24 protein-coding genes are annotated in these 23,501 nt (G+C 73.7%); 14 read left to right on the top strand and 10 right to left on the bottom strand.

Annotated features, from left to right (window positions below; all coding sequences use genetic code 11):
* The first annotated feature begins 68 nt into the window (after positions 1-68).
* Genes FIP57_RS15000 through FIP57_RS14990 form a run of 3 tightly spaced genes read left to right on the top strand, consistent with a single transcriptional unit; the run spans position 69 to position 4,522 of the window.
* Positions 69-2,756, top strand: a complete 2,688-nt coding sequence (locus FIP57_RS15000) for a bifunctional acetate--CoA ligase family protein/GNAT family N-acetyltransferase (RefSeq protein ID WP_148574351.1) — start codon at positions 69-71, stop codon at positions 2,754-2,756.
* Positions 2,757-2,777: 21 nt separating this feature from the next.
* The gene (locus tag FIP57_RS14995; RefSeq protein ID WP_148574350.1) at positions 2,778-3,404 is read left to right on the top strand and encodes a DUF5998 family protein; all 627 of its coding nucleotides are present in this window, start codon (positions 2,778-2,780) and stop codon (positions 3,402-3,404) included.
* On the top strand, positions 3,401-4,522 hold the full coding sequence (locus FIP57_RS14990) for an alkaline phosphatase family protein (RefSeq protein WP_148574349.1): 1,122 nt from the start codon (positions 3,401-3,403) through the stop codon (positions 4,520-4,522). Before FIP57_RS14995 ends, FIP57_RS14990 begins: the two co-directional genes overlap by 4 nt.
* Positions 4,523-4,531: 9 nt before the next feature.
* Here FIP57_RS14990 and FIP57_RS14985 read toward each other — a convergent pair whose 3' ends face one another.
* A complete protein-coding gene (locus FIP57_RS14985; protein WP_148574348.1) occupies positions 4,532-5,419 on the bottom strand; it encodes an alpha/beta fold hydrolase in 888 nt (295 codons plus the stop codon).
* A 36-nt stretch (positions 5,420-5,455) separates the two neighbouring features.
* Positions 5,456-6,121: a thymidine kinase gene (locus tag FIP57_RS14980; protein ID WP_148574347.1), complete on the bottom strand. Its 666-nt coding sequence runs from the start codon at positions 6,119-6,121 to the stop codon at positions 5,456-5,458.
* Between the two features lie 25 nt (positions 6,122-6,146).
* Here FIP57_RS14980 and FIP57_RS14975 point away from each other — a divergent pair, with 25 nt between their 5' ends.
* Positions 6,147-6,848, top strand: coding sequence for a PIG-L deacetylase family protein (locus FIP57_RS14975; RefSeq protein ID WP_203231285.1), 702 nt, complete (start codon positions 6,147-6,149; stop codon positions 6,846-6,848).
* On the top strand, positions 6,845-7,654 hold the full coding sequence (locus FIP57_RS14970) for a sulfurtransferase (protein WP_148574346.1): 810 nt from the start codon (positions 6,845-6,847) through the stop codon (positions 7,652-7,654). The genes FIP57_RS14975 and FIP57_RS14970 overlap by 4 nt, the downstream gene beginning before the upstream one ends.
* A 10-nt stretch (positions 7,655-7,664) precedes the next feature.
* Here the strand turns inward: FIP57_RS14970 and FIP57_RS14965 are convergent, their stop codons facing one another.
* The 4 genes from FIP57_RS14965 to FIP57_RS14950 are packed head-to-tail and all read right to left on the bottom strand — an operon-like array spanning position 7,665 to position 13,185.
* On the bottom strand, positions 7,665-9,686 hold the full coding sequence (locus FIP57_RS14965) for an SDR family oxidoreductase (RefSeq protein WP_148574345.1): 2,022 nt from the start codon (positions 9,684-9,686) through the stop codon (positions 7,665-7,667).
* 12 nt (positions 9,687-9,698) lie between these two features.
* Positions 9,699-10,673, bottom strand: coding sequence for a septation protein SepH (gene sepH, locus FIP57_RS14960; RefSeq protein WP_148574344.1), 975 nt, complete (start codon positions 10,671-10,673; stop codon positions 9,699-9,701).
* Positions 10,674-10,689: 16 nt separating this feature from the next.
* Complete coding sequence (locus FIP57_RS14955) at positions 10,690-11,979, bottom strand: D-arabinono-1,4-lactone oxidase (RefSeq protein WP_148574343.1); 1,290 nt, start codon at positions 11,977-11,979, stop codon at positions 10,690-10,692.
* Positions 11,980-12,003: 24 nt separating this feature from the next.
* Positions 12,004-13,185, bottom strand: coding sequence for an MFS transporter (locus FIP57_RS14950; RefSeq protein ID WP_148574342.1), 1,182 nt, complete (start codon positions 13,183-13,185; stop codon positions 12,004-12,006).
* A 50-nt stretch (positions 13,186-13,235) separates the two neighbouring features.
* Between FIP57_RS14950 and FIP57_RS14945 the strand changes: the two genes are divergently transcribed.
* The 3 genes from FIP57_RS14945 to FIP57_RS14935 all read left to right on the top strand — a co-directional run bounded on the left by FIP57_RS14945 (position 13,236) and on the right by FIP57_RS14935 (position 15,590).
* Positions 13,236-14,354, top strand: a complete 1,119-nt coding sequence (locus FIP57_RS14945; protein ID WP_148574341.1) for a ferrochelatase — start codon at positions 13,236-13,238, stop codon at positions 14,352-14,354.
* Entirely contained in the window at positions 14,354-15,139 is a 786-nt protein-coding gene (locus tag FIP57_RS14940; protein ID WP_148574340.1) for an inositol monophosphatase family protein, read from the top strand. Before FIP57_RS14945 ends, FIP57_RS14940 begins: the two co-directional genes overlap by 1 nt.
* 160 nt (positions 15,140-15,299) lie before the next feature.
* Positions 15,300-15,590 carry a DUF4193 domain-containing protein gene (locus FIP57_RS14935; protein ID WP_148574339.1) on the top strand — a complete coding sequence of 97 codons (291 nt, stop codon included), beginning with the start codon at positions 15,300-15,302 and terminating at the stop codon, positions 15,588-15,590.
* A 21-nt stretch (positions 15,591-15,611) separates the two neighbouring features.
* On the opposite strand, the gene FIP57_RS14930 is transcribed toward FIP57_RS14935, so the two are convergent.
* A complete protein-coding gene (locus tag FIP57_RS14930) occupies positions 15,612-15,881 on the bottom strand; it encodes a DUF4235 domain-containing protein (RefSeq protein WP_162529822.1) in 270 nt (89 codons plus the stop codon).
* 51 nt (positions 15,882-15,932) lie between these two features.
* Positions 15,933-16,415: a DUF3093 domain-containing protein gene (locus FIP57_RS14925; protein ID WP_148574337.1), complete on the bottom strand. Its 483-nt coding sequence runs from the start codon at positions 16,413-16,415 to the stop codon at positions 15,933-15,935.
* Between the two features lie 60 nt (positions 16,416-16,475).
* On the opposite strand from FIP57_RS14925, the gene dut reads away from it, so the two are divergent.
* The 4 genes from dut to FIP57_RS14905 are packed head-to-tail and all read left to right on the top strand — an operon-like array spanning position 16,476 to position 18,784.
* Positions 16,476-16,973: a dUTP diphosphatase gene (dut, locus tag FIP57_RS14920; protein WP_203231284.1), complete on the top strand. Its 498-nt coding sequence runs from the start codon at positions 16,476-16,478 to the stop codon at positions 16,971-16,973.
* A 7-nt stretch (positions 16,974-16,980) separates the two neighbouring features.
* Positions 16,981-17,622, top strand: a complete 642-nt coding sequence (locus FIP57_RS14915) for a DUF3710 domain-containing protein (RefSeq protein ID WP_148574336.1) — start codon at positions 16,981-16,983, stop codon at positions 17,620-17,622.
* 32 nt (positions 17,623-17,654) lie between these two features.
* Positions 17,655-18,011 carry an OB-fold nucleic acid binding domain-containing protein gene (locus FIP57_RS14910; protein WP_203231283.1) on the top strand — a complete coding sequence of 119 codons (357 nt, stop codon included), beginning with the start codon at positions 17,655-17,657 and terminating at the stop codon, positions 18,009-18,011.
* Positions 18,011-18,784, top strand: coding sequence for a DUF3159 domain-containing protein (locus tag FIP57_RS14905; protein ID WP_148574335.1), 774 nt, complete (start codon positions 18,011-18,013; stop codon positions 18,782-18,784). Before FIP57_RS14910 ends, FIP57_RS14905 begins: the two co-directional genes overlap by 1 nt.
* Here the strand turns inward: FIP57_RS14905 and FIP57_RS14900 are convergent.
* Both FIP57_RS14900 and FIP57_RS14895 read right to left on the bottom strand, forming a co-directional pair.
* On the bottom strand, positions 18,765-19,430 hold the full coding sequence (locus FIP57_RS14900) for a potassium channel family protein (protein ID WP_148574334.1): 666 nt from the start codon (positions 19,428-19,430) through the stop codon (positions 18,765-18,767). The two genes, FIP57_RS14905 and FIP57_RS14900, sit on opposite strands and share 20 nt — an antisense overlap.
* Positions 19,430-20,092, bottom strand: coding sequence for a potassium channel family protein (locus tag FIP57_RS14895; RefSeq protein WP_148574333.1), 663 nt, complete (start codon positions 20,090-20,092; stop codon positions 19,430-19,432). The genes FIP57_RS14900 and FIP57_RS14895 overlap by 1 nt, the downstream gene beginning before the upstream one ends.
* A 96-nt stretch (positions 20,093-20,188) precedes the next feature.
* On the opposite strand from FIP57_RS14895, the gene FIP57_RS14890 reads away from it, so the two are divergent.
* Positions 20,189-22,228: an APC family permease gene (locus tag FIP57_RS14890; RefSeq protein WP_238993544.1), complete on the top strand. Its 2,040-nt coding sequence runs from the start codon at positions 20,189-20,191 to the stop codon at positions 22,226-22,228.
* On the top strand, positions 22,225-23,382 hold the full coding sequence (locus FIP57_RS14885; protein WP_148574331.1) for a class I SAM-dependent RNA methyltransferase: 1,158 nt from the start codon (positions 22,225-22,227) through the stop codon (positions 23,380-23,382). Before FIP57_RS14890 ends, FIP57_RS14885 begins: the two co-directional genes overlap by 4 nt.
* Positions 23,383-23,501 lie beyond the last annotated feature (119 nt).

The following is a 23,501-nucleotide window of genomic DNA, read 5'->3' as shown; positions in this document are numbered from 1 at the left end:
GTCGGTGAGCGTTCGGCGGGCACGCCGAGGGGCAGGGACCGTCGGGGCCGCACGCTAGATTCGTCCCCGTGACGTCGTACCCCCGCCACTGGGAGGCCGACGTGCTGCTCAGGGACGGCGGCACGGCCCACCTCCGTCCGGTGACGCCGGACGACGCCTCGCTGCTCGTGTCCTTCTACGAGCAGATCTCGCCGCAGTCGAAGTACTACCGGTTCTTCGCCGCCATGCCCACGCTCAGCGAGCGCGAGGTCAAGCGGTTCGTCGAGGTCGACCACCACGACCGCGTGGCCCTGGTGCTGACGGTCGCGGAGCGGATGATCGCGATCGGGCAGTTCGAGCGGCTCCCGGGCGGCGAGGCCGAGGTGGCCTTCCTGGTCCAGGACCGCCACCACCACCGCGGGGTCGGCCAGCTGCTCCTCGAGCACCTCGCCCAGATCGGCCGGGAGCTCGGGGTGGCGAAGTTCGTCGCCGAGGTGCTTCCCGACAACATCGGCATGCTGCAGGTCTTCCGCGAGGCGGGCTACCAGGTCCAGGGCGGCTTCGAGGACGGCGTGATGCACCTCGAGTTCCCCATCGACACCACCGCCACCTCGCTGGAGGTCATGCAGGCCCGCGAGCACCGCGCCGAGCGGGCCTCGGTGCAGCGGTTCCTCTCCGCGCGCAGCGTCGCGGTCGTCGGCGCGAGCCGGCGGCTCGACACCGTGGGCCGCCGGCTGGTGCGCAACCTGGTGCTCGGCGACTACCGCGGCAAGGTCTACGTCGTGAACCCGGCGGCCGACGCCGTCGCCGGGATGCCCGCCTACGCCAGCGTCTCCGACATCCCCGACCCGGTGGACATCGCGGTGGTGGCGGTGGCCGCGGAGAAGGTGCTCGACGTCGTCCTCGACTGCGCCAACAAGGGTGTCCACGGCATGGTCGTGGTCTCCTCCGGCTTCGCGGAGACCGGCGAGGAGGGGCGTCGGCTGCAGCGCCAGCTGCTGAAGCTGTGCCGCTCCTACGGGCTCCGGCTCGTCGGCCCCAACGCGCTCGGGATCATCAACACCGCCGCGGAGTCCGCGCTGAACGCCTCGCTGTCGCCCCTGATGCCGCCCCGCGGGCGGGCCGGCTTCTTCAGCCAGTCCGGCGCGCTCGGCATCGCGATCCTCGAGAACGTCTCCCGCCGCGGGCTGGGGCTCACCACCTTCGTCTCGGCTGGCAACCGTGCCGACGTCTCGGGCAACGACCTCCTGCAGTACTGGGAGGAGGACGACACCACCGAGGTCGTCCTGCTCTACCTCGAGTCGATCGGCAACCCGCGCAAGTTCAGCCGCATCGCCCGCCGCGTCAGCCGGCGCAAACCGGTGATCGCGGTGAAGTCCGGGCGCACCACGCAGGGCGTCCCGATGGGCCACGCCGTCCGGGTCAGCGAGGCTGGACAGGCCGCCGTCGACGCGATGTTCCGCCAGGCCGGCGTGATCCAGGTCGACACCCTCGACGAGATGTTCGACGTCGCGCAGCTGGTCGCCCACCAGCCGCTCCCGCGGGGCAACCGGGTCGCGATCGTCGGCAACTCCGACGCGCTCGCGCTGCTCGCCGCCGATGCTGCGGCCGCCGCGGGGCTCCAGGTCCGCACCACCGGCGGGCTCCACCCCGAGGCGAGCGCCGACGACTTCGAGCAGCACCTCGACGCCGCCATCGACGACCCCGAGGTCGACGCGGTGCTGGTGGTGTACATCCCGCCCGTGGACACCAGCGGCGACGAGGTCGCGACCGTCCTCGCGCTGGTGGGTGAGCAGTCGGAGAAGCCGATCCTCTCCACCTTCCTCGCCGCCCAGGGCATCCCCGAGCTGCTCCGCGTGCCCGACGTGGCCGGCAGCACGGCCGGCCGCGGCTCCGTGCCCTCCTACGGCTCCCCGGAGGCGGCCGTCCAGGCGCTCGCCCGGGCCGTGGAGTACGCCGCATGGCTCGACCGTCCCGACGAGGTGACCGCGCCCCTCCCCGAGGAGGGCGACCAGGTCCGGGCCCGCACCGTCGTGACGCAGGCGCTGGTCGCCTCCCCGGAGGGGCGCACCCTCGACGACCACGAGCTCGCCGAGCTGCTCGGCGCCTACGGGATCGAGCAGTGGCCCCGGTTGCCGGTCGCGACCCTGGAGGAGGCGATCGCCGCCGGCGCCGAGCTCGGCTGGGACGTGGTGCTCAAAGCGACCGCCGAGCACCTCAAGCACCGCCCGGACCTCGCCCACGTCTGGCGCAACATCGACACCGCCGACGAGATGCGCGACGCCTGGAAGACGATGCACGGCTACATCGACGACACCCAGACGACGCCCGCCTACGTCGTCCAGCGCACCGCGCCGGCTGGCGTGCCGGTCCAGGTCAGCGGCGTGGAGGACCCGCTCTTCGGCCCGGTCGTGTCGTTCGGCGTCTCCGGGGTGGCCAGCGACCTGCTCGGCGACACCGCCTACCGCATCCCGCCGATGCAGCCGCTGGACGCCGCGGAGATGGTGCGCGAGATCAAGGCGGCGCCGCTGCTGCTCGGCTACCGCGGCAGCGTGCCGGTGGACACCGAGGGGCTCGAGCGGTTGCTGCTCAGGGTCGCCCAGCTGAAGAACGACCTCCCGCAGGTCCGCTGCCTGGACCTGTCGCTGGTCAACGTCTCGGACACCGGGGTGACCGTCCTGACCGCCGAGGCCCGCATCGAGCCGGCCGTGGACGCCCGCACCGACTGGTTCGTGCGCCGGATGGCCAGCCTCGAGGGCGGGACCCTCCCGGGCTGACGGCGTGACAGACTGAACGGCATGCCGCCTTCGCGACACACCACGCACGCCCCGGACCGGTCGCCGGCGCTCCGCTCGGCCATCGAGGCCTCCGGCTACTACCCGGAGGTGGTCGCGGACGCCGTCTTCGCGGCGGTGGCGGGGGAGCCCGTCGAGGCGCACCTGGTGCACCACGAGCCGACGATCGACGAGCGTGACGAGGTGCGCCGCCACGTCACGGTGCTGGCCCTGACCCCGACCCGGCTGATCCTGGCGCACACCGACGAGCACGCCCCCGACGACGTGCTCCCCGCGCCGTACACCTCCTCGACGACGGAGGCGATCCGGCTCTCCGCGATCCGCACCGTGGTGGTCAACCGGATGGTCGCCAACCCGGCGTCCTACGACGGCCAGCCCGGCCCCGTCCCGGACGCGAGCGAGGCGGTGCTCACGATCGGCTGGGGCGCGGTCAGCCGCATCGACCTCGAGCCGGCCGGGTGCGCCGACCCGAGCTGCGAGGCCGACCACGGCTACACCGGGGTGCTCGGCTCCGACGACTTCTCGCTGCGGCTCAGCGCCGCGGCCGAGGGGCCCGAGGCGGTCGCCGAGCTCCTCGACTTCGCCCGGATCCTCAACGCCCGCACCGTCGGTGCCGCCGACCGCCGGTGAGCTTCGTCGCCCCGGCCTACCGGGACCGGTCGCTGGCCGACGTCGTCCCGGCCGTGGCCCACGCGCTGGGGTGCGGCGAGGCCCTCGGTGAGCCGCCCGCCGACCTCGAGCTGCCGGACGCGCCGTCCTACGTGCTCTTCCTCGTCGACGGGCTGGGGTTCGAGCTGCTCCGCGCCCACGCCGACCGGGCGCCGTACCTCTCCTCGCTCCTCGACGGCACCCGCCCGGCGACGGTCGGTGTCCCGTCGACCACGGCGACGAGCCTGACGACGCTCGGCACCGCCCTGACGCCCGGGCGGCACGGCGTCGTGGGGTTCACCAGCCGGATCCCCGGCACCGACGACCTGCTCAACGCGCTGATGTGGAGCAAGCACGTCGACCCGCACGCCTGGCAGCCGCACCCGACGGCGTTCGCCCGGCTGGCGGAGGCCGGCGTGCACACCACGATGGTCAACAAGCGCGAGTTCAAGGGGTCCGGGCTGACCGACGTCAGCGGCCGCGGGGCCACCTTCGTCGGGGCCGACCGGGCCGGCGAGCGGCTGGTCGCGGTGCGCCGGGCGGCCCAGCGGGCACCCTCGCTCACCTACATGTACGACGGGGACCTCGACTGGACCGGCCACCGCTACGGTGTCGACTCCGAGCAGTGGCGCAGCCAGCTGACCGCGATCGACACCGCCGCCCAGCAGCTCCGGGACGAGCTGCCCACGCACACCCGGCTGCTCGTCGTGGCCGACCACGGGATGGTCGACGTGCCCGTCGAGCACCGGATCGAGGTCGACGACCACCCCGAGCTGCGCGACGGCGTCGCCGTCCTCGGCGGCGAGGCCCGGTTCCGCCACGTCTACACCCGTCCCGGTGCCCTCGCCGACGTGCTCGCCGCCTGGCGGGGCGTCGTCGGCGACCGCGGGGAGGTGCTGGAGAAGGACGAGGCGTTCGCCCGCGGCTGGTTCGGCGAGGTGGACGGCGAGGTCCGGCCCCGCATCGGCGACGTCGTCGTCGCCTGCCGCGAGGACCACGCCGTGATGATCAGCTCGGCCTTCCCCTACGAGGCCCGGCTGCTGGGGATGCACGGGTCGCTGACCCCCGTGGAGATGCTCGTCCCCGTGCTGCTCGGCTGACGACCGGGGTCACCCGGCGAGCACGGCGCGCAGCCGGTCGGCGAACTCCTCCGGCTCGCCGGTCTGGCCGAACTCCCCGCCCATGAAGCCGCTGTGGCCGCCGGGGAAGACGACGGGCTCGACCCCGAGCTGCTGCGCGAGCGCCTGCGACGTCCGGCCGGTGAGGAAGCCGAGCGACTCCCGGCCCACGGCGACCACGACCCGCGCGCCGGAGCTGCGGACGGCCTCGACGTCGGGGCAGTAGGCGGTCACCGCGTTCGAGGTGCCGGAGAGCAGCGGGTCGGTACGGGTGCCGTCGTCGCCGGCCGGCAGCCCGAACGCCCTCGGGTCGGGCAGCGGGCGCGCCGCGAACTCGTCGGTCAGCTCGCCCGACCACGAGGTCAGCGCGATGAACGCCGCCATGCCGTGACCCCACCCCCTGGCGTGGTACACCTCCTGCACCGCCCGCTCGGCCGCGAACGCCCGCTCCGCGTCGGGAAGCACGGACAGCACCGGCGGCTCGTGCGCGACGAGGGTGCCGACCACCCCGGGACGTCGCCGGAGGAGCTCCAGGGCGGTGACGGCGCCGCCGCTGCTGGCGAACACGTCGACCGGCCCGCCGCCGACCGCCTGGACGACGGCCCACAGGTCCTCGACGTACTGCTCTGGGGTGTGGTCGTCGCGGCCGTCGCTGCGGGTGCTCCGTCCCAGCCCCCGGGGGTCGTGGGTGACCACCGTCCGGTCGGGCAGCAGCGACACCAGCGTGGCGAAGCCGGAGGCGTCCATGGGGGCGCCGACGAGGAGGAGCGGGGGACGGCCGTCGGGCGCGGGGAGCGGTCCGTGGACGTCGACGGCGAGGTCGGCGTGCGGGGTCCTCAGGGTCCGGGTGGTCGTCCGAGCGGAGTGTGTGCTGGTCATGCGGGGTGGACGAGCGGCGCGCGCCGGACTCATCGGTCAGCTGCCGAACGGCAACGGCTCCGCGATCCTCGAGATGGCCTGGGCCCGGGCGGAGGTGAGCCGGCGGCGGTGGTGCTGGCGGCAGAGCACCTCGTAGGCGACCTCGGGCGGTGGCCCCTCCTGGGCGGCCTGGTCGTCCACGTCACCGACGACGATCACGTCACCCTCGGTGACCATCTCGCCGTCGACGGTGCGGGCGTTGTGGGTGGCGCGGTTGCCGCACCAGCAGAGCGCCTCGACCTGGAGCACCTGCATCCGGTCCGCGAGCTCGACGAGCCGGGCCGAGCCGGGGAAGAGCCGGGTGCGGAAGTCGGTGAGGATGCCGAAGCAGAACACGTCGATCTGGAGCTCGTCGACGACCTTGGCGAGCTGCTCGACCTGCGTCGGCTCGTAGAACTGGCACTCGTCGCAGATCAGGTAGTCGATCCGCGCGCCGTGGGTCAGCGAGTCCACGACGTAGGCCCAGAAGTCGAACCCCGGCGACACCTCGAGCGCGTCGTGGCGGAGCCCGAGCCGGCTGGAGAGCGTCGCCGGGCCGGCCCGGTCGTGGGAGGTGAAGATCCGCCCCACGCGGCCACGGGCGGCGTGGTTGTGGTTGGTCTGGAGCGCCAGCGTCGACTTCCCCGCGTCCATGGTCCCGCAGTAGAAGGTCAGCTCGGCCACGGCGGGATCATGCCACCCTGGTGCCGTGGACGACGTGCTGGGGACGACCATGGCGGTCTGGGCGCATCCGGACGACGAGACCTACCTCTCAGGCGGGGTGCTCGCCGCCCTGCGGGACGCGGGGGAGCGGGCGGTCTGCGTGACCGCGACGTACGGCGAGGCGTGGGACCCCTCCGCCGACGAGGCGACGCGGGAGCTGCTGGCCCGGACCCGCGAGGCGGAGCTGGCGGATGCGCTCGGCGAGCTCGGCGTGGACGAGCACCACTGGCTCGGCCACCCCGACGGCCGGTGCGCCGAGGTGGAGCTCGACGTCCCGGTCGCCCAGCTCCGAGCGCTGCTGGAGGAGGTACGGCCGGCGACGGTGCTGACCTTCGGGCCGGAGGGGTTCACCGGCCACCCGGACCACCGTGCGGTCAGCCGCTGGGTCGAGCTCGCGGTCGGCGAGCGCACCGACGTGCGGGTGCTGCACGCCGTGATGACGCCGGAGGACCACGCGGCCGGCGCGGCGGTGGACGAGCGGTTCGGCGTCTACGAGCTCGGGGAGCCGCGGCTGGTGCCCCGCGAGGAGCTGGACCTGCGGCTCGAGCTCGAGGGTTCCTTGCTCAGGCGTAAGGTCGCGGCGCTGCGCCACCAGTGGAGCCAGACCGGCCCGATCTTCGAGGCCCTCGGTGACGAGGCGTTCGCCCGGTGGGTCGCGGTCGAGAGCTTCGCGGAGGTCAGCCGGTGAGCCCGCTGATCGGTGTCCCGGAGCTCGCCCGTGCACTCGGCTCGGTGACGGTGCTCGACGTCCGGTGGCAGCTCGGCAGGAGCGACGGTCGTGCCCAGCACGAGGCCGGCCACGTCCCGGGAGCGGTGTACGTCGACCTCGACACCGTCCTCGCGGACCCCGCCGGCGCGGGCGGGCGGCACCCGCTCCCGGAACCCGGACGGTTCGCCGAGGAGATGCGGCGCTGCGGCGTGGACCGGGACCGTCCGGTCGTGGTGTACGACGACGTGGGTGGGACGTCCGCCGCGCGGTGCTGGTGGCTGCTGCGGTTCCACGGCCACCCGGACGTCCGGGTGCTCGACGGCGGCTGGTCGGCGTGGCGCGCCGCGGGCTCGCCCGTGGAGGCCGGACCGGTGACGCCGGAACGGGGGAGCTTCGACGCCGACCCTGGTCACCTTCCGGTCGTGGACGCCGACGGTGCCGCGCGGATCGCCGGGGACGGCGTGCTGGTGGACGCCCGCGCTCCGGAGCGGTACCGCGGCGAGGTCGAGCCGGTCGACCCGGTGGCCGGCCACGTCCCCGGCGCGGTCAACGTGCCGACCGCCGCCAACCTGGGTCAGGACGGGAGGTTCCGGACGGTCGAGGAGCTGCGCGAGGTCTACGCGGCCGCGTTGGCCTCGGACGAGGTCGCGGTCTACTGCGGCTCGGGCGTGACCGCCGCCCACGACGTGCTCGCGCTGGAGCTCCTGGGCGTGCGTGCCGCGCTGTACGCGGGCTCGTGGAGCGAGTGGGTGACCGACCCGGAGCGGCCGGTCGCGACGGGGTGAGCCGCCCGCGCTACCAGTGCACGCCGCGGGTGAGCCGCGCGAGCACCAGCTGCTGGGTGCTGGTCGGCTCCGGCTGGTGGGCCTTCGCCTCGCCCCGTGCCGCCGCCGAGTCGGGGAACACCCGGTAGGCGAGGTGCAGCACCCGGAACGCCGCGCGCGGCGCGAGCGTGTGGGCCAGCGCCCCCATCGTCCCCAGCGTGGTGTTGATCTCGTGGGGGCGGTCCACCAGCCCCCGGACCACCATGTCGGCGGCCTGGGCGGGGCTGATCGTCGGGAACCGGTCGTAGAGCTTCGTCGGCGCGATCATCGGCGTCTTCACCAGCGGCATGTGGATCGTGGTGAACGTGATGCCGTCGCCGACGACCTCGGAGCTGACCACGTTGCTCCACGCGTCCAGCGCCGCCTTCGACGCCACGTAGGCGCTGAACCGCGGCGGGCTGGTCTGCACGCCGATGGAGCTGATGTTCACGATGTGGCCGTGCTTCTGCTCCCGCATCCGCGGCAGCAGCCCGATGACCAGCCGGATCGCGCCGAAGTAGTTGAGCTGCATCGTGCGCTCGAAGTCGTGGAACCGGTCGTGGCTCAGCTTCAGCGAGCGGCGGATCGAGCGGCCGGCGTTGTTGACCAGGAAGTCCACGGACCCCAGCTCGCTGGACAGCCGCGCCGCCAGGTCGTCGATCGCCTCGAGGTCGGAGAGGTCGCACGGGAAGACGTGCGCGGTGCCGCCGCGCGCCTCGATGGCGTCCTTGATCACCTCGAGCTTGTCCTTGCCGCGGGCGACCAGCACCGGGATCCCACCGGCCTGCGCGACCTTGTGCGCGGTGGCCGCGCCGATCCCCGACGAGCCACCGGTGATCACCACCGTCCGCCCCTCGAGCGCCTTCACGGTCCGCCGGTCGCGCGACAGCGAGTCGTCGAGCTGCTCCTCCCAGAACCCGAAGACCCGCTCGGCGTAGCTCTCCAGGTCGGGGACGGCGATGCCGGAGCCGCTCAGCGCGTCCTGCGTCAGCCGCGCGCCGTACGTCGTCGGGAAGGAGGCGTGCTCGACGACCTCGGGCGGGATGCCGAGCCGGCCGACGGTCTCGCGCAGCGCGAGCTGTGCGGGCGGGGTGCGGAGCGCCGACTTGAGCAGCGAGGTGGGCCGCGCGAACCGGGGGAGCAGCCCGGTCGGGACCACCTTGGTCACCTCGCGGTCCACCGGGGTGGCGAGCCTCGGCGCCCCGGCGGCCGTCGCGAACAGGTTGAGCACGTCGACCGTGCGCTGCGGCTCGGGGTTGACCAGGTGGAACGCCTCGCCGTCGCGGCCGGGCAGGTGCGCCAGGTGGTCGATGGCCTTGGCGACGTAGTCGACCGGCACCACGTTGGTGTCGCCGAGGTCGACGCCGACCAGCGGGGTCCACGACGGCAGGAAGTCTCGGAGCACCTTGAGCAGCGGGAAGAAGTAGTAGGGCCCGTCGACCTTGTCCATCTCGCCGGTCTCGGAGTGGCCGATGACCATCGACGGCCGGTAGACCCGCCACGGGACCGCGGACTCCTCGCGGACGATCCGCTCGGACTCGTACTTCGTCCGGTGGTACGGCGACGGCAGCCCCTGGCCGACGTCGAACATCGTCTCGTCCCACAGCCCCTCGTGGTCGCCCGACGCGGCGATCGAGGAGACCTGGTGGAAGACGCCGGCGTCGAGGTCGGCGGCGAGCTCGATGGCGTTGCGGGTGCCGCCGACGTTGAACGTCTCGTTCTGCTCGTCGGAGGCGGTCATGTCGTAGACGGCCGCGAGGTGGAAGAAGTGGTCGATCGTGCCCTCGTGCTCACGCACCCAGGCCGGGTCGACACCGAGCGCCGCCTCGCCGAGGTCGCCGAGCACCGGCGTCACCCGCTTGGCCTGGGGGCCCCAGCGGCGGACCAGCCGGTCGAGCCGGTGGCGTGAACCGGGGCGGACGAGCACGAAGACCTCGCCCTCGCGGTGGTCGAGCAGCTCCTGCACGAGGAACCGCCCGATGAAGCCGGTCGCGCCGGTCACGAAGTAGGCCACGACCTCGGGACCCTACTCGTTCTTGGCGGATCCGAACATGATCTCGTCCCAGCTCGGCACCGAGGCCCGCCCCTTCGACTTCGAGGAGCGTCGCGGCTTCGCCGGCTGCTCGGGCTCCGGCTCCGGGCCGGGCTCCTCGGCCGGCTCGGGAGCGACCTCGAAGAGCGTGTCCTGGTCGGGCGCGGCGGGCGTCGCGGGGGCCTGGGCGACCGGCTCGGCGACCGGCTCGGCGACCGGCTCGGCGACCGGCTCGGCGACCGGCTCGGCGACCGGCTCGGGTTCCGGCTCGGGCTCGGGCTCAGCTGCCCGCTCCGGGGCCGGTGGCCGCTCGGAGGCCTGGGTGGCGATCCAGTCCGCGGCCGGCGGGGAGGTGGGGACCGCACGGAGCGGGCGGGCGACCTCGGAGAGCTCCTCGGTGGGCTCGTCGGCGGTGTCGGGGCGGGCCTCGGGCGCTCCCCGCTCGGCCGGGTCGACCACCGCGGCGACCGGGCGGCCGGTGACCAGCGCGATCGCGTCGTCGCCCAGCGAGACCTGGTCGTCGGGCTGGTCGGGCGAGGGGCGCGCGGTGGACCGCTCGCCCACCAGGCGGCGCGACTCGTCGTCGTCGGCGACCACGTAGCGGCCGGCGACGTCGAAGACGAACTGCGCGCGACGCTGCCCGTCCGCGGCGGGGTAGTCGGCGACCAGCGTCCAGCGGCCGTCCTCACGCCGCCACGCGTCCCACTCGACCGCCCCGGGGTCGACGTCCTCGCGGGTCAGCCGCTCCGCGACCGCGTCGCCGAGGTGGCCGACCGGACCGTCGCCGGCGCGGCGGCGCACCGACGCCTTCTGCGCCTGCTGGGCGACGTAGGCGCGCTCGGCGAGCACCGGAGTCGCGAACCCCATGATCCGGTCGACGGTCACCTGGGCCGCCGCGGCCACCGACTCGGGGCTCTCCCCGGACCGGATCCTGGCCTGGATGTCGCGGGGGCGAAGCACGCTCTCCATGACGGTGGAGCCTACTTCAGCCCAGGACCCGCTCCACGTAGTCGTTGGCGAAGAGTCGCTCCGGGTCGGCGCGGTCGCGCACCGCGGCGAAGTCGGCCCAGCGGGGGTAGGCGGGCGCGAGGTCGGCGGCGGTGCGGGTGTGCAGCTTCCCCCAGTGGGGGCGGCCGTCGTGCTCGCGGAGGAGCCGCTCGACGCCGGTGAAGTACGGGCGGTGGTCGACCCCCTGGCCGACGTGGAACGCGAGGTACACCGAGTCCCTGCCGTACGTCGAGGAGAGCCACGCCTCGTCGGGCGGGGTCGCGCGGATCTCCACCGGCCAGGCGACCTTCCACCCCTGCCGCTCGATCAGCCGCCGGGCCTCCCGCAGCACGGCCATGCCCTGCTCGCGCGGCAACGAGTACTCCATCTCCCGGAAGACCACCCGGCGGCTGGCCACGAAGACCCGGTGGGAGAGGTCGACGTACTCCCGGGCGCCCCAGCCGCGAGCCGTGAGCCGGTTGACCGTCGGGACCGTCCGCGGGAACCGCGTGGTGAACCGGTCGACCGCGCCGAAGGCGGTGTTCGACAGCAGCTCGTCCTCGACCCAGGCGCGCCGCCGCGACAGCGGCGCCGGCGGCTCGAGCGTGCGGTCGTTGGTCTTCACCAGGCACCGGTCGGTGTGCGGGAACCAGTAGGCGTCGACGTGGTGGTGCCCCTCGACCAGGGTGGAGTGACGCTCCAGCAGCTCCTCCCACGCCATCGGCTGCTCCACCGCGTGGAGGTGGAACGCCGGCTCGACACGGAAGGTGAGCGCCGTGATCACGCCGACGGCGCCGAGACCGACGCGGGCGGCGTGGAACAGCTCCGGGTCGTGGTCCCGGTCGACCGTGCGGAGCTCGCCGTCGGCCGTGACGAGCTGGAGCGCCTCGAGCTGCCCCGACAGCGAGGCGGTCACGCCGCCGGTGCCGTGGGTGCCGGTCGACACCGCGCCGGCGAGGGTCTGCGGGTCGACGTCGCCCATGTTGTGGAGCGCCAGCCCGAGCGCCTCGAGCCGCGCGTTCAGCTCGTGCAGCGTGGTGCCGGCGAGCGCGGTGACCGTCATCGCGCGGCGGTCGACGGCGACGACGCCGCTCAGCCGGTGGGGCTGCAGGTGCACGCCGTCGGTCACCGCCACGTCGGTGAAGGAGTGGCCGGTGCCGTGCATCCGCACCCGGAGCCCTGACCGGGCGGCGTCCCGCACCGCCTCCGCCACCTGTTCGGGGGTCGCCGGGGCCAGCACCTTCGCGGGGTCGGCGGTGGCGAGCCCGGACCAGTTGCGCCACGTCACGGGGGCGAACCTAGTGGAACCGCACTAGTCGGAGGCCAGCCAGGCCGTCCCGGCCCCGACGAGCCCGGCGCCGGCGGCCACCCAGAACGCCGGGGAGGCCCCGGCCGCGTCCACGACGATCCCGACGAGCGCCGCGCCGGGGGCGACGCCGGCGTAGATCCCGGTGCTGACCACGGTCATCCCCTCGTTGAGCCGCGAGGCCGGGACGACGTCCTTCGTCCACGACACCGTCGCGATCATCGTCGGCGAGATCGCGAAGCCGGCGAGGAACAGCACGACCGTCGCCACCGCCAACGACTCCACGAACGGCAGCGGCACCATCAGCAGCGCCAGCGCCAGGATCCCGATCCGGTAGCGGGTCAGCGCGGAGCGCCGGAAGACCACCGCGCCGGACACCACGCCGGAGAGGAGGCTGCCCAGGGCCCAGACCGCGAGCAGGAGCCCGGACGCCCCCCGGTGCCCGGCATCCTCGGCGAAGGCGACCACCGCGACCTCGGTGCCGCCGAAGAGCACCCCCAGGCAGACCGCGCCGACCACCATCGGGCTCAGCCGCAGCCACGGCATCGGCTCCGAGGGCAGGGCGGTGCGCACCTCGGCCGTGTGACGCGGCGGCTCGGTCGAGCGCTGCGCGACGAGCACCCACGTGCCGAGCAGTGCGGCGACCCCCGCCGTGGCGAGGCCGGCAACGGGGTGGGCCGCCACCGCGAGCGCGGTCACCAGGACCGGCCCGACCATGTAGACGACCTCGTCGTTGACGGCCTCGACGGCGAAGGCGGTGTCGAGCAGGGACCGCTCGCGGACCGCGTGCGACCACCGCTCCCGGACCGCGGCGCCCACGTTCGGCATCGTCGCTCCGGCCAGCGCCGCGAACAGGTGCGGCACCGGGTTCGCCCACCCGAGCTCGACGGCCACCACGAGGCCGGCGAGGGCGCTGGTGGACAGGGTGACCGCCGACGCGAGCACCGGCCGCTGGCCTAGCCGGTCCACCAGCCGGGCGAGGAACACCGCGCAGACGGCGTTGCTGGCGACGTACGCGGCCGAGACGCCGCCGGCCACCGCATAGCTGCCGGTCGCCGCCGTCACGGCCAGCACGATCCCCAGCCCCACCATGGACAACGGCAACCGGGCGACCAGCCCGGCGGCGCTGAAGGCGAGTGCGCCCGGCGTCGTCAGGACGCGCCGGTACGCCGAAGGGGTGGAGGGCACCGCGCAATGCTAGGGGCGCTGCTCAGGCGTGGCTCCCTAGGATTGCCGCCATGGACGCCCGCCCCTCCGCCGCTCCGTACGACGCACTCCTGCTGGTGTCCTTCGGGGGCCCCGAGAAGCCCGAGGACGTGGTGCCGTTCCTCCAGAACGTCACCGCCGGCAAGGAGATCCCGGTCGAGCGGCTCGAGGAGGTCGGCCAGCACTACTACGGCTTCGGGGGGCGCAGCCCGATCAACGACCTCAACCGCGAGTTCCTCGCGGCGGTCGAGGAGGACTTCCGGGGGGCCGGGCTTGACCTTCCGGTCTACTGGGGCAACCGCAACTGGACGCCGTACCTCCCCGAGGCCCTGCGGGCGATGCGCGAGGACGGGGTGCGCCGGGCCCTGTGCTTCTTCACCAGCGCCTACTCCAGCTACTCCGGGTGCCGGCAGTACCGCGAGAACCTCGCCGCCGCCGTCGCCGAGGTGGGGCAGGGCGCGCCGAGGCTCGACCGGGTCCGCCACTACTTCAACCACCCCGGCTTCGTCGAGCCCATGGTCGACGCCACCCTGGCCGCCCTCGCGGAGCTGCCGGCCGCGCAGCGCAACGACGCGCGGATCCTCTACGTCACCCACTCGATCCCCACCGCGATGAACGACGCGAGCGGCGGCCCGGGGGCCGGGGGCGCCTACGTCGCCCAGCACGTCAGCGTGGCGGCGGAGATCACCGAGCGGGTCCGCCAGCAGACCGGTCACCGGTTCGGCAGCGAGCTGGTCTACTGCTCGCGCTCCGGCCCGCCGTCGGTGCCGTGGCTGGAGCCCGACGTCGGCGACCGGATCACCGAGCTGGCCAAGGAGGGCGTGCCGGCGGTGGCGGTGGTGCCGATCGGCTTCATCTCCGACCACATGGAGGTCATCTACGACCTCGACACCGAGGCCCGGGCGGCCGCCGAGGACGCCGGTGTCTCCTTCGCCCGCGCCGCCACGGCCGGGCTCGACCCGCGGTTCGTCGCGATGGTCCGTGACCTCGTGCTCGAGCGGGCCGCGGTCGAGAGCGCCGCCGCGGGCCGCACCGGGCTGCCCCCGACCAGGGCCGCGGTCGGCTCGCTGCCGCCGTCGTGGGACGTCTGCCCGCCGCGCTGCTGCGCGAACCTGCGTGGCGACCGTCCCGCGCTGTGCGGGGCGGACTGATGGAGGGCGAGCTCCGCCGGGTCGCCGAGCTCGTCGCGACCGAGGCGGCGGAGCTGGTGCGCGAGCGGCGTCGCAGCGCGGTCGAGGTCGAGACCACCAAGTCCAGCCCGGTCGACGTGGTGACCGAGGTGGACCGCGAGTCCGAGGCGTTCCTCCGGCGTCGGCTCGCCGAGCTCCGCCCGGAAGACGGCTTCTTCGGCGAGGAGGGCGGCCGCGGCAGCTCGAGCTCCGGCGTCACCTGGGTCGTCGACCCGATCGACGGCACCGTGAACTTCCTCTACGACATCCCGCAGTACGCCGTGAGCGTCGCCGCCGTCGACGACGAAGGCCGGTCGCTCGCCGGCGCCGTGGTGGACGTGGCGTCCGGCACGCGCTACAGCGCCGCGCTCGGGGCGGGGGCCACCTGCGACGGCCGGCCGCTCCGGGTCCGCGCCACCGTGCCGATGGGGCAGCGGCTGGCGCTGACCGGGTTCCAGTACCAGGAGCGGGTCCGCGCCGTGCAGGGCCCCGCGGTCAGCCGGCTGCTGACCCGGGTGCGGGACATCCGCCGCCTGGGCTCGGCCGCCCTCGACCTGTGCGCGATCGGCGCGGGACGGGCCGACGCCTACGTCGAGGAGGGGCTCAACCTCTGGGACCGCGCGGCAGGCGGGCTCGTGGCGACCGAGGCTGGCGCGCGCATCGACGTCCTGCCCGGCGCCGGAGGCATGGAGTGCGTGGTCTGCGCCCCCGCCGACGGGTACGACGAGTGGCTCGACGTGGTCCGGGAGTGCGGGTTCCTGGGCTGATCGGGGGCCGATCCCGGGCTGACAGGGAGCCGCCGTGCACGCGGGGGGACGCATGGTGCACAATCCGCCACGCGCCCCGGGAATACCTGGGCCGCCGCAGACCTTGTACGGGGGCTCGCAAGGGTGACCCACGCTGGACTCGGGGCAGGAGACGACCACGATGGCTACTGATTACGACGCACCGCGCAAGACCGACGACGAAGCCGGCGAGGAGAGCATCGAGGAGCTCAAGGCGCGGCGCCACGACAAGAACTCCGGCAAGGTCGACGAGGACGAGGCGGAAGCCGCCGAGTCGTTCGAGCTGCCCGGCGCGGACCTCTCCCACGAGGAGCTCGCGGTCGAGGTGAAGCCTCGTCAGGAGGACGAGTTCACCTGCATGAGCTGCTTCCTGGTGCACCACCGCAGCCAGCTCGCCGACGCCGACAAGATGATCTGCCGCGACTGCGCCTGACCCCGTCGACGGGGGCGGGGATCAGCGCGTCGCGCGCTGGACCCGCTCCTCGCGCCGCTCCTTCACCGCGAACTTCCGTGCGATGAACAGCCGGGCCACGCTGATCGCGGCGCCGCTGAGCACCGCGAAGAGGATCGCCTCCCGCAGGTCGAGGTCCGGGTCGGCCGGGTCGGTCGGCGGCTCCTTGCCCTTCGAGCCCAGCTTCCAGGTCGCGTCGACCGCCTTCTTGACGGCGGCCGTGGCCCCCAGGGTGCTCGCCAGTGCGAGCGCGTTGTGCGCCTTGCCCGACATTCGTCCTCCTGCTCGTCCGGTCCGGGCCATCCTGCCCGACCGTCGCCCCGACTACCCCCGGGACCCGGCGATCGCCGCCGAGAGCTCCTCGGCGAGCAGCGCCGGGTGGCGGGTGGCCACCAGCCAGTACGGCGTCGGGTCCGCCGCGTCGACGACCCGCACCTGCACCGCCTCGCGCACGTAGGGGCGGAGCAGCAGGTAGGCACGGGCGTCGGCCTCGATGCCGGCCACGGCGCGCGCCCGGTCGGCGTCCAGCGGCCGCGGGTCGGCCAGCAGGTGGACCGGGATCCGGGCGCGGCCGGCGCGGAACACCCCGTCGGCGATGCCGACCACCGCGCCGCCGTACGACACGAGCAGGGCGACCACGGCGGCGCCCAGGGCGCCGGCGAAGAGCAGCGCGGCCGCGGCGGGGAGCGCGACCAGGAACGCGAGCAGCAGCGAGACCCAGAACATCGTCGCGACCGCCCACCAGCGCAGCGGCACCCGGAGCCGCTCCTCGTAGAACGTCGAGGAGGTCGGGGTCTGGGGCGGCACGGGCCGAATTGTGTCACCCGGGCGGGTGGGCGGCGCTCCCGGGCTCCTACGCTGACCCCCATGGACGGGCGAGGCGAGCACGACGGCGTGCAGGTGCAGATCGTGCGGCTCGACCCCGGCGTGCCGCTCCCGTCGTACGCCCACCCCGGCGACGCCGGCGCGGACCTGACCACGACCGTCGACGTCCGGCTCGAGCCGGGGGAGCGGGCCCTGGTGCCGACGGGGATCAGCCTCGCCCTCCCCCTGGGGTACGTCGGGCTCGTGCACCCGCGGTCCGGGCTGGCGGCCCGCAGCGGGCTGTCGATCGTCAACGCGCCCGGCACCGTCGACGCCGGATACCGCGGGGAGGTCAAGGTGGCGCTGGTGAACCTCGACCCTCGGGTGCCGGTCCGGCTGCGCCGCGGGGACCGGATCGCCCAGCTGGTCGTGCAGCGGGTCGAGCACGCCCGGTTCGTCGAGGTCGACGAGCTGCCGGTGTCGGCGCGCGGCGCGGGTGGGTACGGCTCCACCGGAGGCTTCGACCTCCCCGAGGACGTGAACGGCGAGAGGAACGGGTGATCCCCGTATGAGGTTGCGCAGGAAGCAGGCCGCGGACAGCGCGGAGCCGGCCGAGGCGGTCGAGGAGGCGGCGGCGCCCACGGCGCCCGGCCACCGCTCCGACGGGCCCTGGGACTCCTCGGAGCTCACCGTCGAGGAGGACGACGAGACCCGCGCCGACCTCGGCGCGCTCTCGATCGAGGGCCACCCCGAGGTCGAGCTCCGGCTCCAGGTCGACGAGGCCAGCCAGCAGGTGCAGGCGGTGATGCTGGTCGCGCAGGACGGCGCGATGGAGCTGCGTGCCTTCGCCTCGGCCCGCAACGAGGAGCTGTGGGACGAGCTGCGCCCGCGGCTCGTCGAGGAGGCCTCGCGCCACGGCGGTTCGGCCGAGGAGGTCGAGGGGCCCTACGGCCCGGCGCTGCAGCTGACCATGCCGGTCGTCGACAGCGAGGGCCGGCGCGGCACCCAGCAGTCGGTGGTGATGGGCATCGCCGGACCCCGCTGGATGCTCCGGGTGACGATGTTCGGCAGGCCCGCCGCGGCGTACGACCCGGAGGGGCTGCTCGAGCGCACCCTGAGGAAGGTCGTGGTCACCCGCGGCAGCGAGCCGATGGCGCCAGGCGACCCGCTGCCCCTCAAGCTGCCTTCCGGTGCCCGCCGCATGGGCTGAGCGCACGGTCTACGCTGGGTTCTGTGAGACACGTGTCGGACCGCCTCCGGTCCAGCCTCAACCGCTGGGCCAGCACCACCGTCCGGGACGACCGGGAGCTCCAGAACACCACCGTCCAGGCCGGTTGCTGCCCCATCGTGGAGGCTGACGACCGGGAGCGGGTCTCGCTCCAGGGCGTGCTGCGCACGGTGACGCTGCGGCCCCGTGGCGGGGTCCCGGCCCTCGAGGCGGAGCTCTACGACGGCAGCTCCACGATCACCGTCATCTGGCTGGGGCGCCGGCGGATCGTCGGCATCGAGCCCGGGCGCGCGGTCAAGGTCGAGGGGCGCATCGGCACGCAGGGCGGCCACCGCGTCATGTACAACCCGCGATACGAGCTGCGGTACTGATGAGCGGCGAGCCGACCCCCAGCGAGCAGGCACTCGCCGACCCTCCGGCGGAGAAGCACCACCACGTCGGCGCCGACACCGTCGAGGCCGCCGTACGACGCCAGCTGGCCCGGGCCCTCGGCGGCCGCCGGGGGATGGTCGAGGCCGCCGCCCCGACGATCACCTTCACCTTCACCTACGTCGCCACCAAGGAGATCCGGCTGGCGATCGGGTTCAGCGTCTCGATCGTGCTGGTCGCGCTGCTCGCCCGGATCGTGCAGCGGTCGACGGTGCAGTACGTCTTCAACGCCCTCGTCGGCATCGGCGTCGGCTGCTTCTTCGTCTGGCTGGGCGGGCGCAACGGCGGTGACCAGTCGCAGCAGGCGCTGGCCTACTTCCTGCCGGGGCTGATCTACAACGCGGCCTACGCGGTCGGCATGGTGCTGAGCATCCTGGCCCGCTGGCCCGTGGTGGGGCTGCTCGTCGGCGCGGTCTCCGACGACCCCACCGAGTGGCGCCAGGACCCGCAGATCGTCAAGCTCTGCAGCCGGCTCACCTGGGTGCTGGTGGTGCCCTGCGTCCTGCGGGTGCTCGTGCAGCTGCCGATCTACCTCGGCGGCAAGGCCGCGGACAACGCCGACGGCTACGTCGCCGCGCTCGGGCTCGCCCGCGTCGCGATGGGGTGGCCGCTCCAGCTCTCGGCCCTGGCCGTGATGGTGTGGCTGCTGGCCCGCAACCGGACGCCGGTCAGCCAGGACGGGACCGCGGACGGGGCTACTGCCGAGCGGGGTTGAGCAGCTGGTCGAGCTCCGCCTCGGCCTCCGGGGCGGCCACGAACAGCAGTTCGTCGCCGACCTCGATCGGCTGCTCGGCGTCGGGGGTGTAGACCATGCCGTCGCGGAGGATCGTCACCAGCCGGCAGTTCTCCGGCCACGGGATGAGCCCGCTGGGCTTGCCGACGTAGGGGGAGTCCGCGGGGAGCGTCATCTCGACGAGGTTGGCGTTGCCCTGGCGGAAGGTGAACAGCCGCACGACGTCGCCGACGGTCACCGCCTCCTCGACGAGCGCCGACATGATCCGCGGCGTCGACACGTTGACGTCGACACCCCACGCCTCGGTGAACAGCCACTCGTTGTTCGGGTGGTTGACCCGGCCGACCGTCCGCGGGACGGCGAACTCGGTCTTCGCCAGCAGCGAGGTCACCAGGTTCACCTTGTCGTCACCGGTCGCGGCGATCACCACGTCGCAGGTCTCGAGCCGGGCCTCCTCGAGGGAGGAGAGCTCGCAGGAGTCGGCGAGCAGCCACTCGGCGTCGGGGACCCGCTCGGGACGGATCGAGGACGGCTCCTTGTCGATGAGCAGGACCTTGTGGCCGTTCTCGATCAGCTCGCGGGCGATGGAGCGGCCGACGGCCCCGGCCCCGGCGATGGCCACGCGCATCAGTCGACCTCCGGTCCGCGCTCGAACACGCGGAGCACCTGCTCGGCGTTCTCCTCACGCATCACCAGGTGCATGATGTCGCCCTCCTGCAGGACGCTGTCGCGGGTCGGCAGGACCCCCTCGCCGAGCCGGTCGACCCATGCGATGCGGCTGCCGGACTGCTCCTGGAAGACCACCGTCCGCTGGCCGGTCCACCGCTCGTTGACGGCGATCGCGTCGAGCCGGATCGTGCCGCTGGGGTCACGGAAGTCGGGCTCCGCGCCGACCGGCAGCAGCCGGCGGAGCACCTGGTCGGCCGTCCACTTCACCGTGGCGACGGTGGTGATGCCGAGCCGCTGGTAGACCTCGGCGCGGCCGGGATCGTAGATCCGGGCGACGACCATCTGGATGCCGAAGGTCTCGCGCGCCACCCGGGCGGCGATGATGTTCGAGTTGTCGCCGGAGGAGACCGCGGCGAAGGCGTCGGCCTTGTCGATGCCGGCCTCTTCGAGCACCTTCTGGTCGAATCCGATGCCGAGCACCTTGGTGCCGGCGAAGGTGGGGCCGAGGCGGCGGAAGGCGTCGGCGTTGTTGTCGATCACCGAGACCGAGTGGCCGCGGTCCTCGAGGCTCCGCGCCAGGGTGCTTCCGACGCGGCCGCAACCCATGATCACGACGTGCACGCGGGGAACGCTACACCGACGCGCCCGGCCGCTAGGTCCGCCGGCAGCATGGCGGCGGAGCCGACGCGCTCGGCCCATGACCTAGCCTTGACGCTCGTGGCCCTCGCCGACGTCGCCAAGCGCATCATCGTGGGCAGGAAGCTCCGCTCCTCTCAGCTCGGGGAGACCCTCCTGCCCAAGCGCGTCGCGCTGCCCGTCTTCGCCAGCGACGCGTTGTCGTCGGTGGCCTACGCCCCGGACGAGGTCTTCCTGGTGCTGGCCGCGGCCGGTGGGGCCACCGCCTACGCCTACTCCTGGAAGGTCGCCCTCGCGGTCGCGCTGGTGATGCTCACCGTGGTGGCGTCGTACCGGCAGAACGTGCGCGCCTACCCCAGCGGCGGCGGCGACTACGAGGTCGCCACGGTCAACCTCGGCCGGACCGCAGGGACCACCGTGGCCTCGGCGCTGCTCGTCGACTACGTCCTGACCGTGGCGGTGTCGATCTCGGCCGGCGTGGACAACGCCGGCGCGGCCCTGGACTTCGTCAACGGGCACGAGCCGACGTACGCCTGCCTGCTGATCCTCGCGCTGGCCGCGCTCAACCTGCGCGGCGTCCGCGAGTCGGGGACCTGGTTCGCGATCCCGACCTACGGCTTCATGGTGGCGATCTTCGGGATGGCCGCCTGGGGGCTGGGCCGGGACCTGCTCGGCACCCTCCCGGAGGTCGAGTCCGCAGGGCTGGAGATCGTCCCGCAGGCGGGCTACGAGGACACCATCACCACGGTCGCGCTGGTGTTCCTGCTGGCCCGGGCCTTCTCCTCCGGCTGCGCCGCGCTGACCGGCGTCGAGGCGATCTCCAACGGGGTGCCGGCCTTCCGGAAGCCGAAGAGCGCCAACGCCGCGACGACCCTGCTGATGCTGGGCGCTCTCTCCATCGCGATGATCCTGAGCATCATCACGCTGGCCCGGGACATGGGGCTGAAGTACGTCGACCCCCACCACCTCGACCGGCTCGTGCAGGCCGACGGGTCGCCGCTCCCCGAGGGCTACGACCAGCACACGGTGATCGCCCAGATCGCGCGGGGCGTCTTCGACCACTTCGACCCGGCGTTCTACTTCGTGATCGCGATGACCGGCGTGATCCTGGTGCTGGCCGCCAACACCGCCTTCAACGGCTTCCCGGTGCTCGCCTCGATCCTCGCGAAGGACGGCTACCTGCCGCGCCAGCTCGCCTCCCGTGGCGACCGCCTCGCCTACAGCAACGGGATCCTGATCCTCGCGGTGTTCGCGATGGTGCTGGTCGTGGTCTTCGACGCCCAGACCACGCGGCTCATCCAGCTCTACATCGTCGGCGTCTTCGTGTCCTTCACGCTCAGCCAGCTCGGGATGATCCGGCACTGGACCCGGCACCTCCGGACCGAGGTCGACCCCGTGGCGCGGCGGCGGATGGTGCGCTCGCGGGCGATCAACGCCTTCGGGCTCGGGATGACCGGGCTGGTGCTCGTCATCGTGCTGGTCACCAAGTTCCTCGCCGGCGCGTGGATCGCGATCCTCGCGATGGGCACCTTCTTCATGATCATGAAGTCGATCCGGCGCCACTACGACACGGTGGCCGAGGAGCTCGCGATCGAGGCCGACGACCAGGTGCTGCCGACCCGGGTGCACGCGATCGTCCTGGTCAGCAAGGTGCACAAGCCGACGATGCGGGCGCTCGCCTACGCGAAGGCGAGCCGCCCCAACGTGCTCGAGGCGGTGCTCGTCGCCACCGACCCGGTCGACCGGGACCGGATCGTCGAGGAGTGGGACCGGCGCGGCATCGACGTGCCGCTGAAGATCCTCGACTCGCCCTACCGCGAGATCATCCGGCCGATCGTCGAGTACGCCAAGGCGATCCGGAAGGCGCAGCCTCGCGGCGTCGTGGCGGTGTTCATCCCCGAGTACGTCGTCGGCCGCTGGTGGGAGCAGCTGCTCCACAACCAGACCGCGCTGCGGCTGAAGACCCGGCTGCTCTTCACCCCCGGCGTGATGATGACCTCGGTGCCCTACCAGCTGCGCTCGTCCCGGATCGGCGAGGAGCGGGCGCTGCGGCAGGAGGAGGCGATGAAGGCGAGCCGTGCCTACGGCCCCTGGTCGGAGAACCGGCGGCGGGACACGTGACCGCGCGTCCGTCGGGGCGGGACCTCGTCGGCGAGCGGTACGACGTGGAGGTCGACCGGGTGGCCCACGGTGGCCACTGCGTCGCCCGGCTGCCCGAGGAGGTGCCGGAGGTGGGGGGCACGGTGGTGTTCGTCCGCCACACCGCGCCGGGAGAGCGGGTGACGGTCGAGGTCACCGAGGGCCGGGTCGGCGACCGGTTCCTCCGCGCCGACGCCGTCGAGGTGCACCGGCCCTCGCCCGACCGCGTGGTCCCGCCGTGCTCCTACGCCGGCCCCGGCCGGTGCGGCGGCTGCGACTTCCAGCACCTCACCGTCGCGGCGCAGCGGCGGCTCAAGGGCGAGGTGGTGGCCGAGCAGCTTCGCCGGCTCGCCGGCATCCACCGGGACGTGGTCGTCGAGGGCGTGCCCGGCGACGACGACGGACTGCGCTACCGCACCCGGATGCGGTTCCACCCGGCCGGCGAGGGGCGGCTCGGGCTGCGGGCGCACCGCTCCCACCGGGTCGTGCCGGTCGACGACTGCCTGCTGCAGGCGCCGGGCGCGCACGTGGCGGTCGAGGGCGAGCCGCGCTCCGGGAACGTTCTCACCGAGGTCGTCCTCGGCCGCCGGTACGACGTGGCGGAGGACGGGTTCTGGCAGGTGCACCAGGGGGCGCCCGAGACGCTGGTGACCGCCGTGCTCGAGGGAGCCGGGGTCCGCGAGGGCGACCGGGTGGTCGACCTGTACTGCGGCGTCGGGCTCTTCACCGCGCCGCTCGCCGAGGCGGCGGGGGAGCGGGGCCACGTCCTCGCGGTCGAGGGGGACCGGGCCGCCGTGGACCACGCCCGCGCCAACCTCGCGTCGTACCCGTGGGTGGAGGTGGTGCGCGGCCCGGTGGCGAGGGTCCTGCAGCGCGCCCCGCACGACGCCGTGGACACAGCCGTGGACGTCGTGGTGCTGGATCCCCCGCGCGAGGGGGCGAAGCGGGCCGTGGTCGCGCAGCTGGCGGCCCGACGCCCGCGCACGGTCGTGCACGTGGCCTGCGACCCGGCGGCGTTCGGGCGCGACACCGCGCTGCTCGCGGAGGCCGGCTACGAGCTGGCCGGGCTCCGGGCCTTCGACCTCTTCCCGATGACGCAGCACGTCGAGGTCGTTGGCACGTTCACCCGCCGCTGACCCCGCCTGCCGCTTTTGCTTGACGTCATGTATCTTGACGTCAAGAGAAGTGCTCGGCGGGTGCGTTGACGCGAGCGGCAAGATGGGTAAGCGCTGGGGGTCGCACCAGTGCAGGACGA

It is taken from the genome of Nocardioides caldifontis, assembly GCF_008087345.1.
Taxonomy (GTDB): domain Bacteria; phylum Actinomycetota; class Actinomycetes; order Propionibacteriales; family Nocardioidaceae; genus Marmoricola_A; species Marmoricola_A caldifontis.
The sequence above is the reverse complement of the archived record's forward strand: the minus strand, read 5'-3'. Positions and strand labels throughout refer to the sequence as shown.

What these genes read in the sequence shown, in the direction of transcription:
- FIP57_RS14995 (WP_148574350.1), top strand. Translation starts at nt 2,778, where the DNA reads ATGCCGCCTTCGCGACACACCACGCACGCCCCGGACCGGTCGCCGGCG.
- FIP57_RS14985 (WP_148574348.1), bottom strand. Translation starts at nt 5,419, where the DNA reads ATGACCAGCACACACTCCGCTCGGACGACCACCCGGACCCTGAGGACC.
- FIP57_RS14905 (WP_148574335.1), top strand. Translation starts at nt 18,011, where the DNA reads ATGAGCGGCGAGCCGACCCCCAGCGAGCAGGCACTCGCCGACCCTCCG.
- FIP57_RS14945 (WP_148574341.1), top strand. Translation starts at nt 13,236, where the DNA reads ATGGACGCCCGCCCCTCCGCCGCTCCGTACGACGCACTCCTGCTGGTG.
- FIP57_RS14935 (WP_148574339.1), top strand. Translation starts at nt 15,300, where the DNA reads ATGGCTACTGATTACGACGCACCGCGCAAGACCGACGACGAAGCCGGC.
- sepH (WP_148574344.1), bottom strand. Translation starts at nt 10,673, where the DNA reads ATGGAGAGCGTGCTTCGCCCCCGCGACATCCAGGCCAGGATCCGGTCC.
- FIP57_RS14930 (WP_162529822.1), bottom strand. Translation starts at nt 15,881, where the DNA reads ATGTCGGGCAAGGCGCACAACGCGCTCGCACTGGCGAGCACCCTGGGG.
- FIP57_RS14915 (WP_148574336.1), top strand. Translation starts at nt 16,981, where the DNA reads ATGAGGTTGCGCAGGAAGCAGGCCGCGGACAGCGCGGAGCCGGCCGAG.
- FIP57_RS14940 (WP_148574340.1), top strand. Translation starts at nt 14,354, where the DNA reads ATGGAGGGCGAGCTCCGCCGGGTCGCCGAGCTCGTCGCGACCGAGGCG.
- dut (WP_203231284.1), top strand. Translation starts at nt 16,476, where the DNA reads ATGGACGGGCGAGGCGAGCACGACGGCGTGCAGGTGCAGATCGTGCGG.
- FIP57_RS14900 (WP_148574334.1), bottom strand. Translation starts at nt 19,430, where the DNA reads ATGCGCGTGGCCATCGCCGGGGCCGGGGCCGTCGGCCGCTCCATCGCC.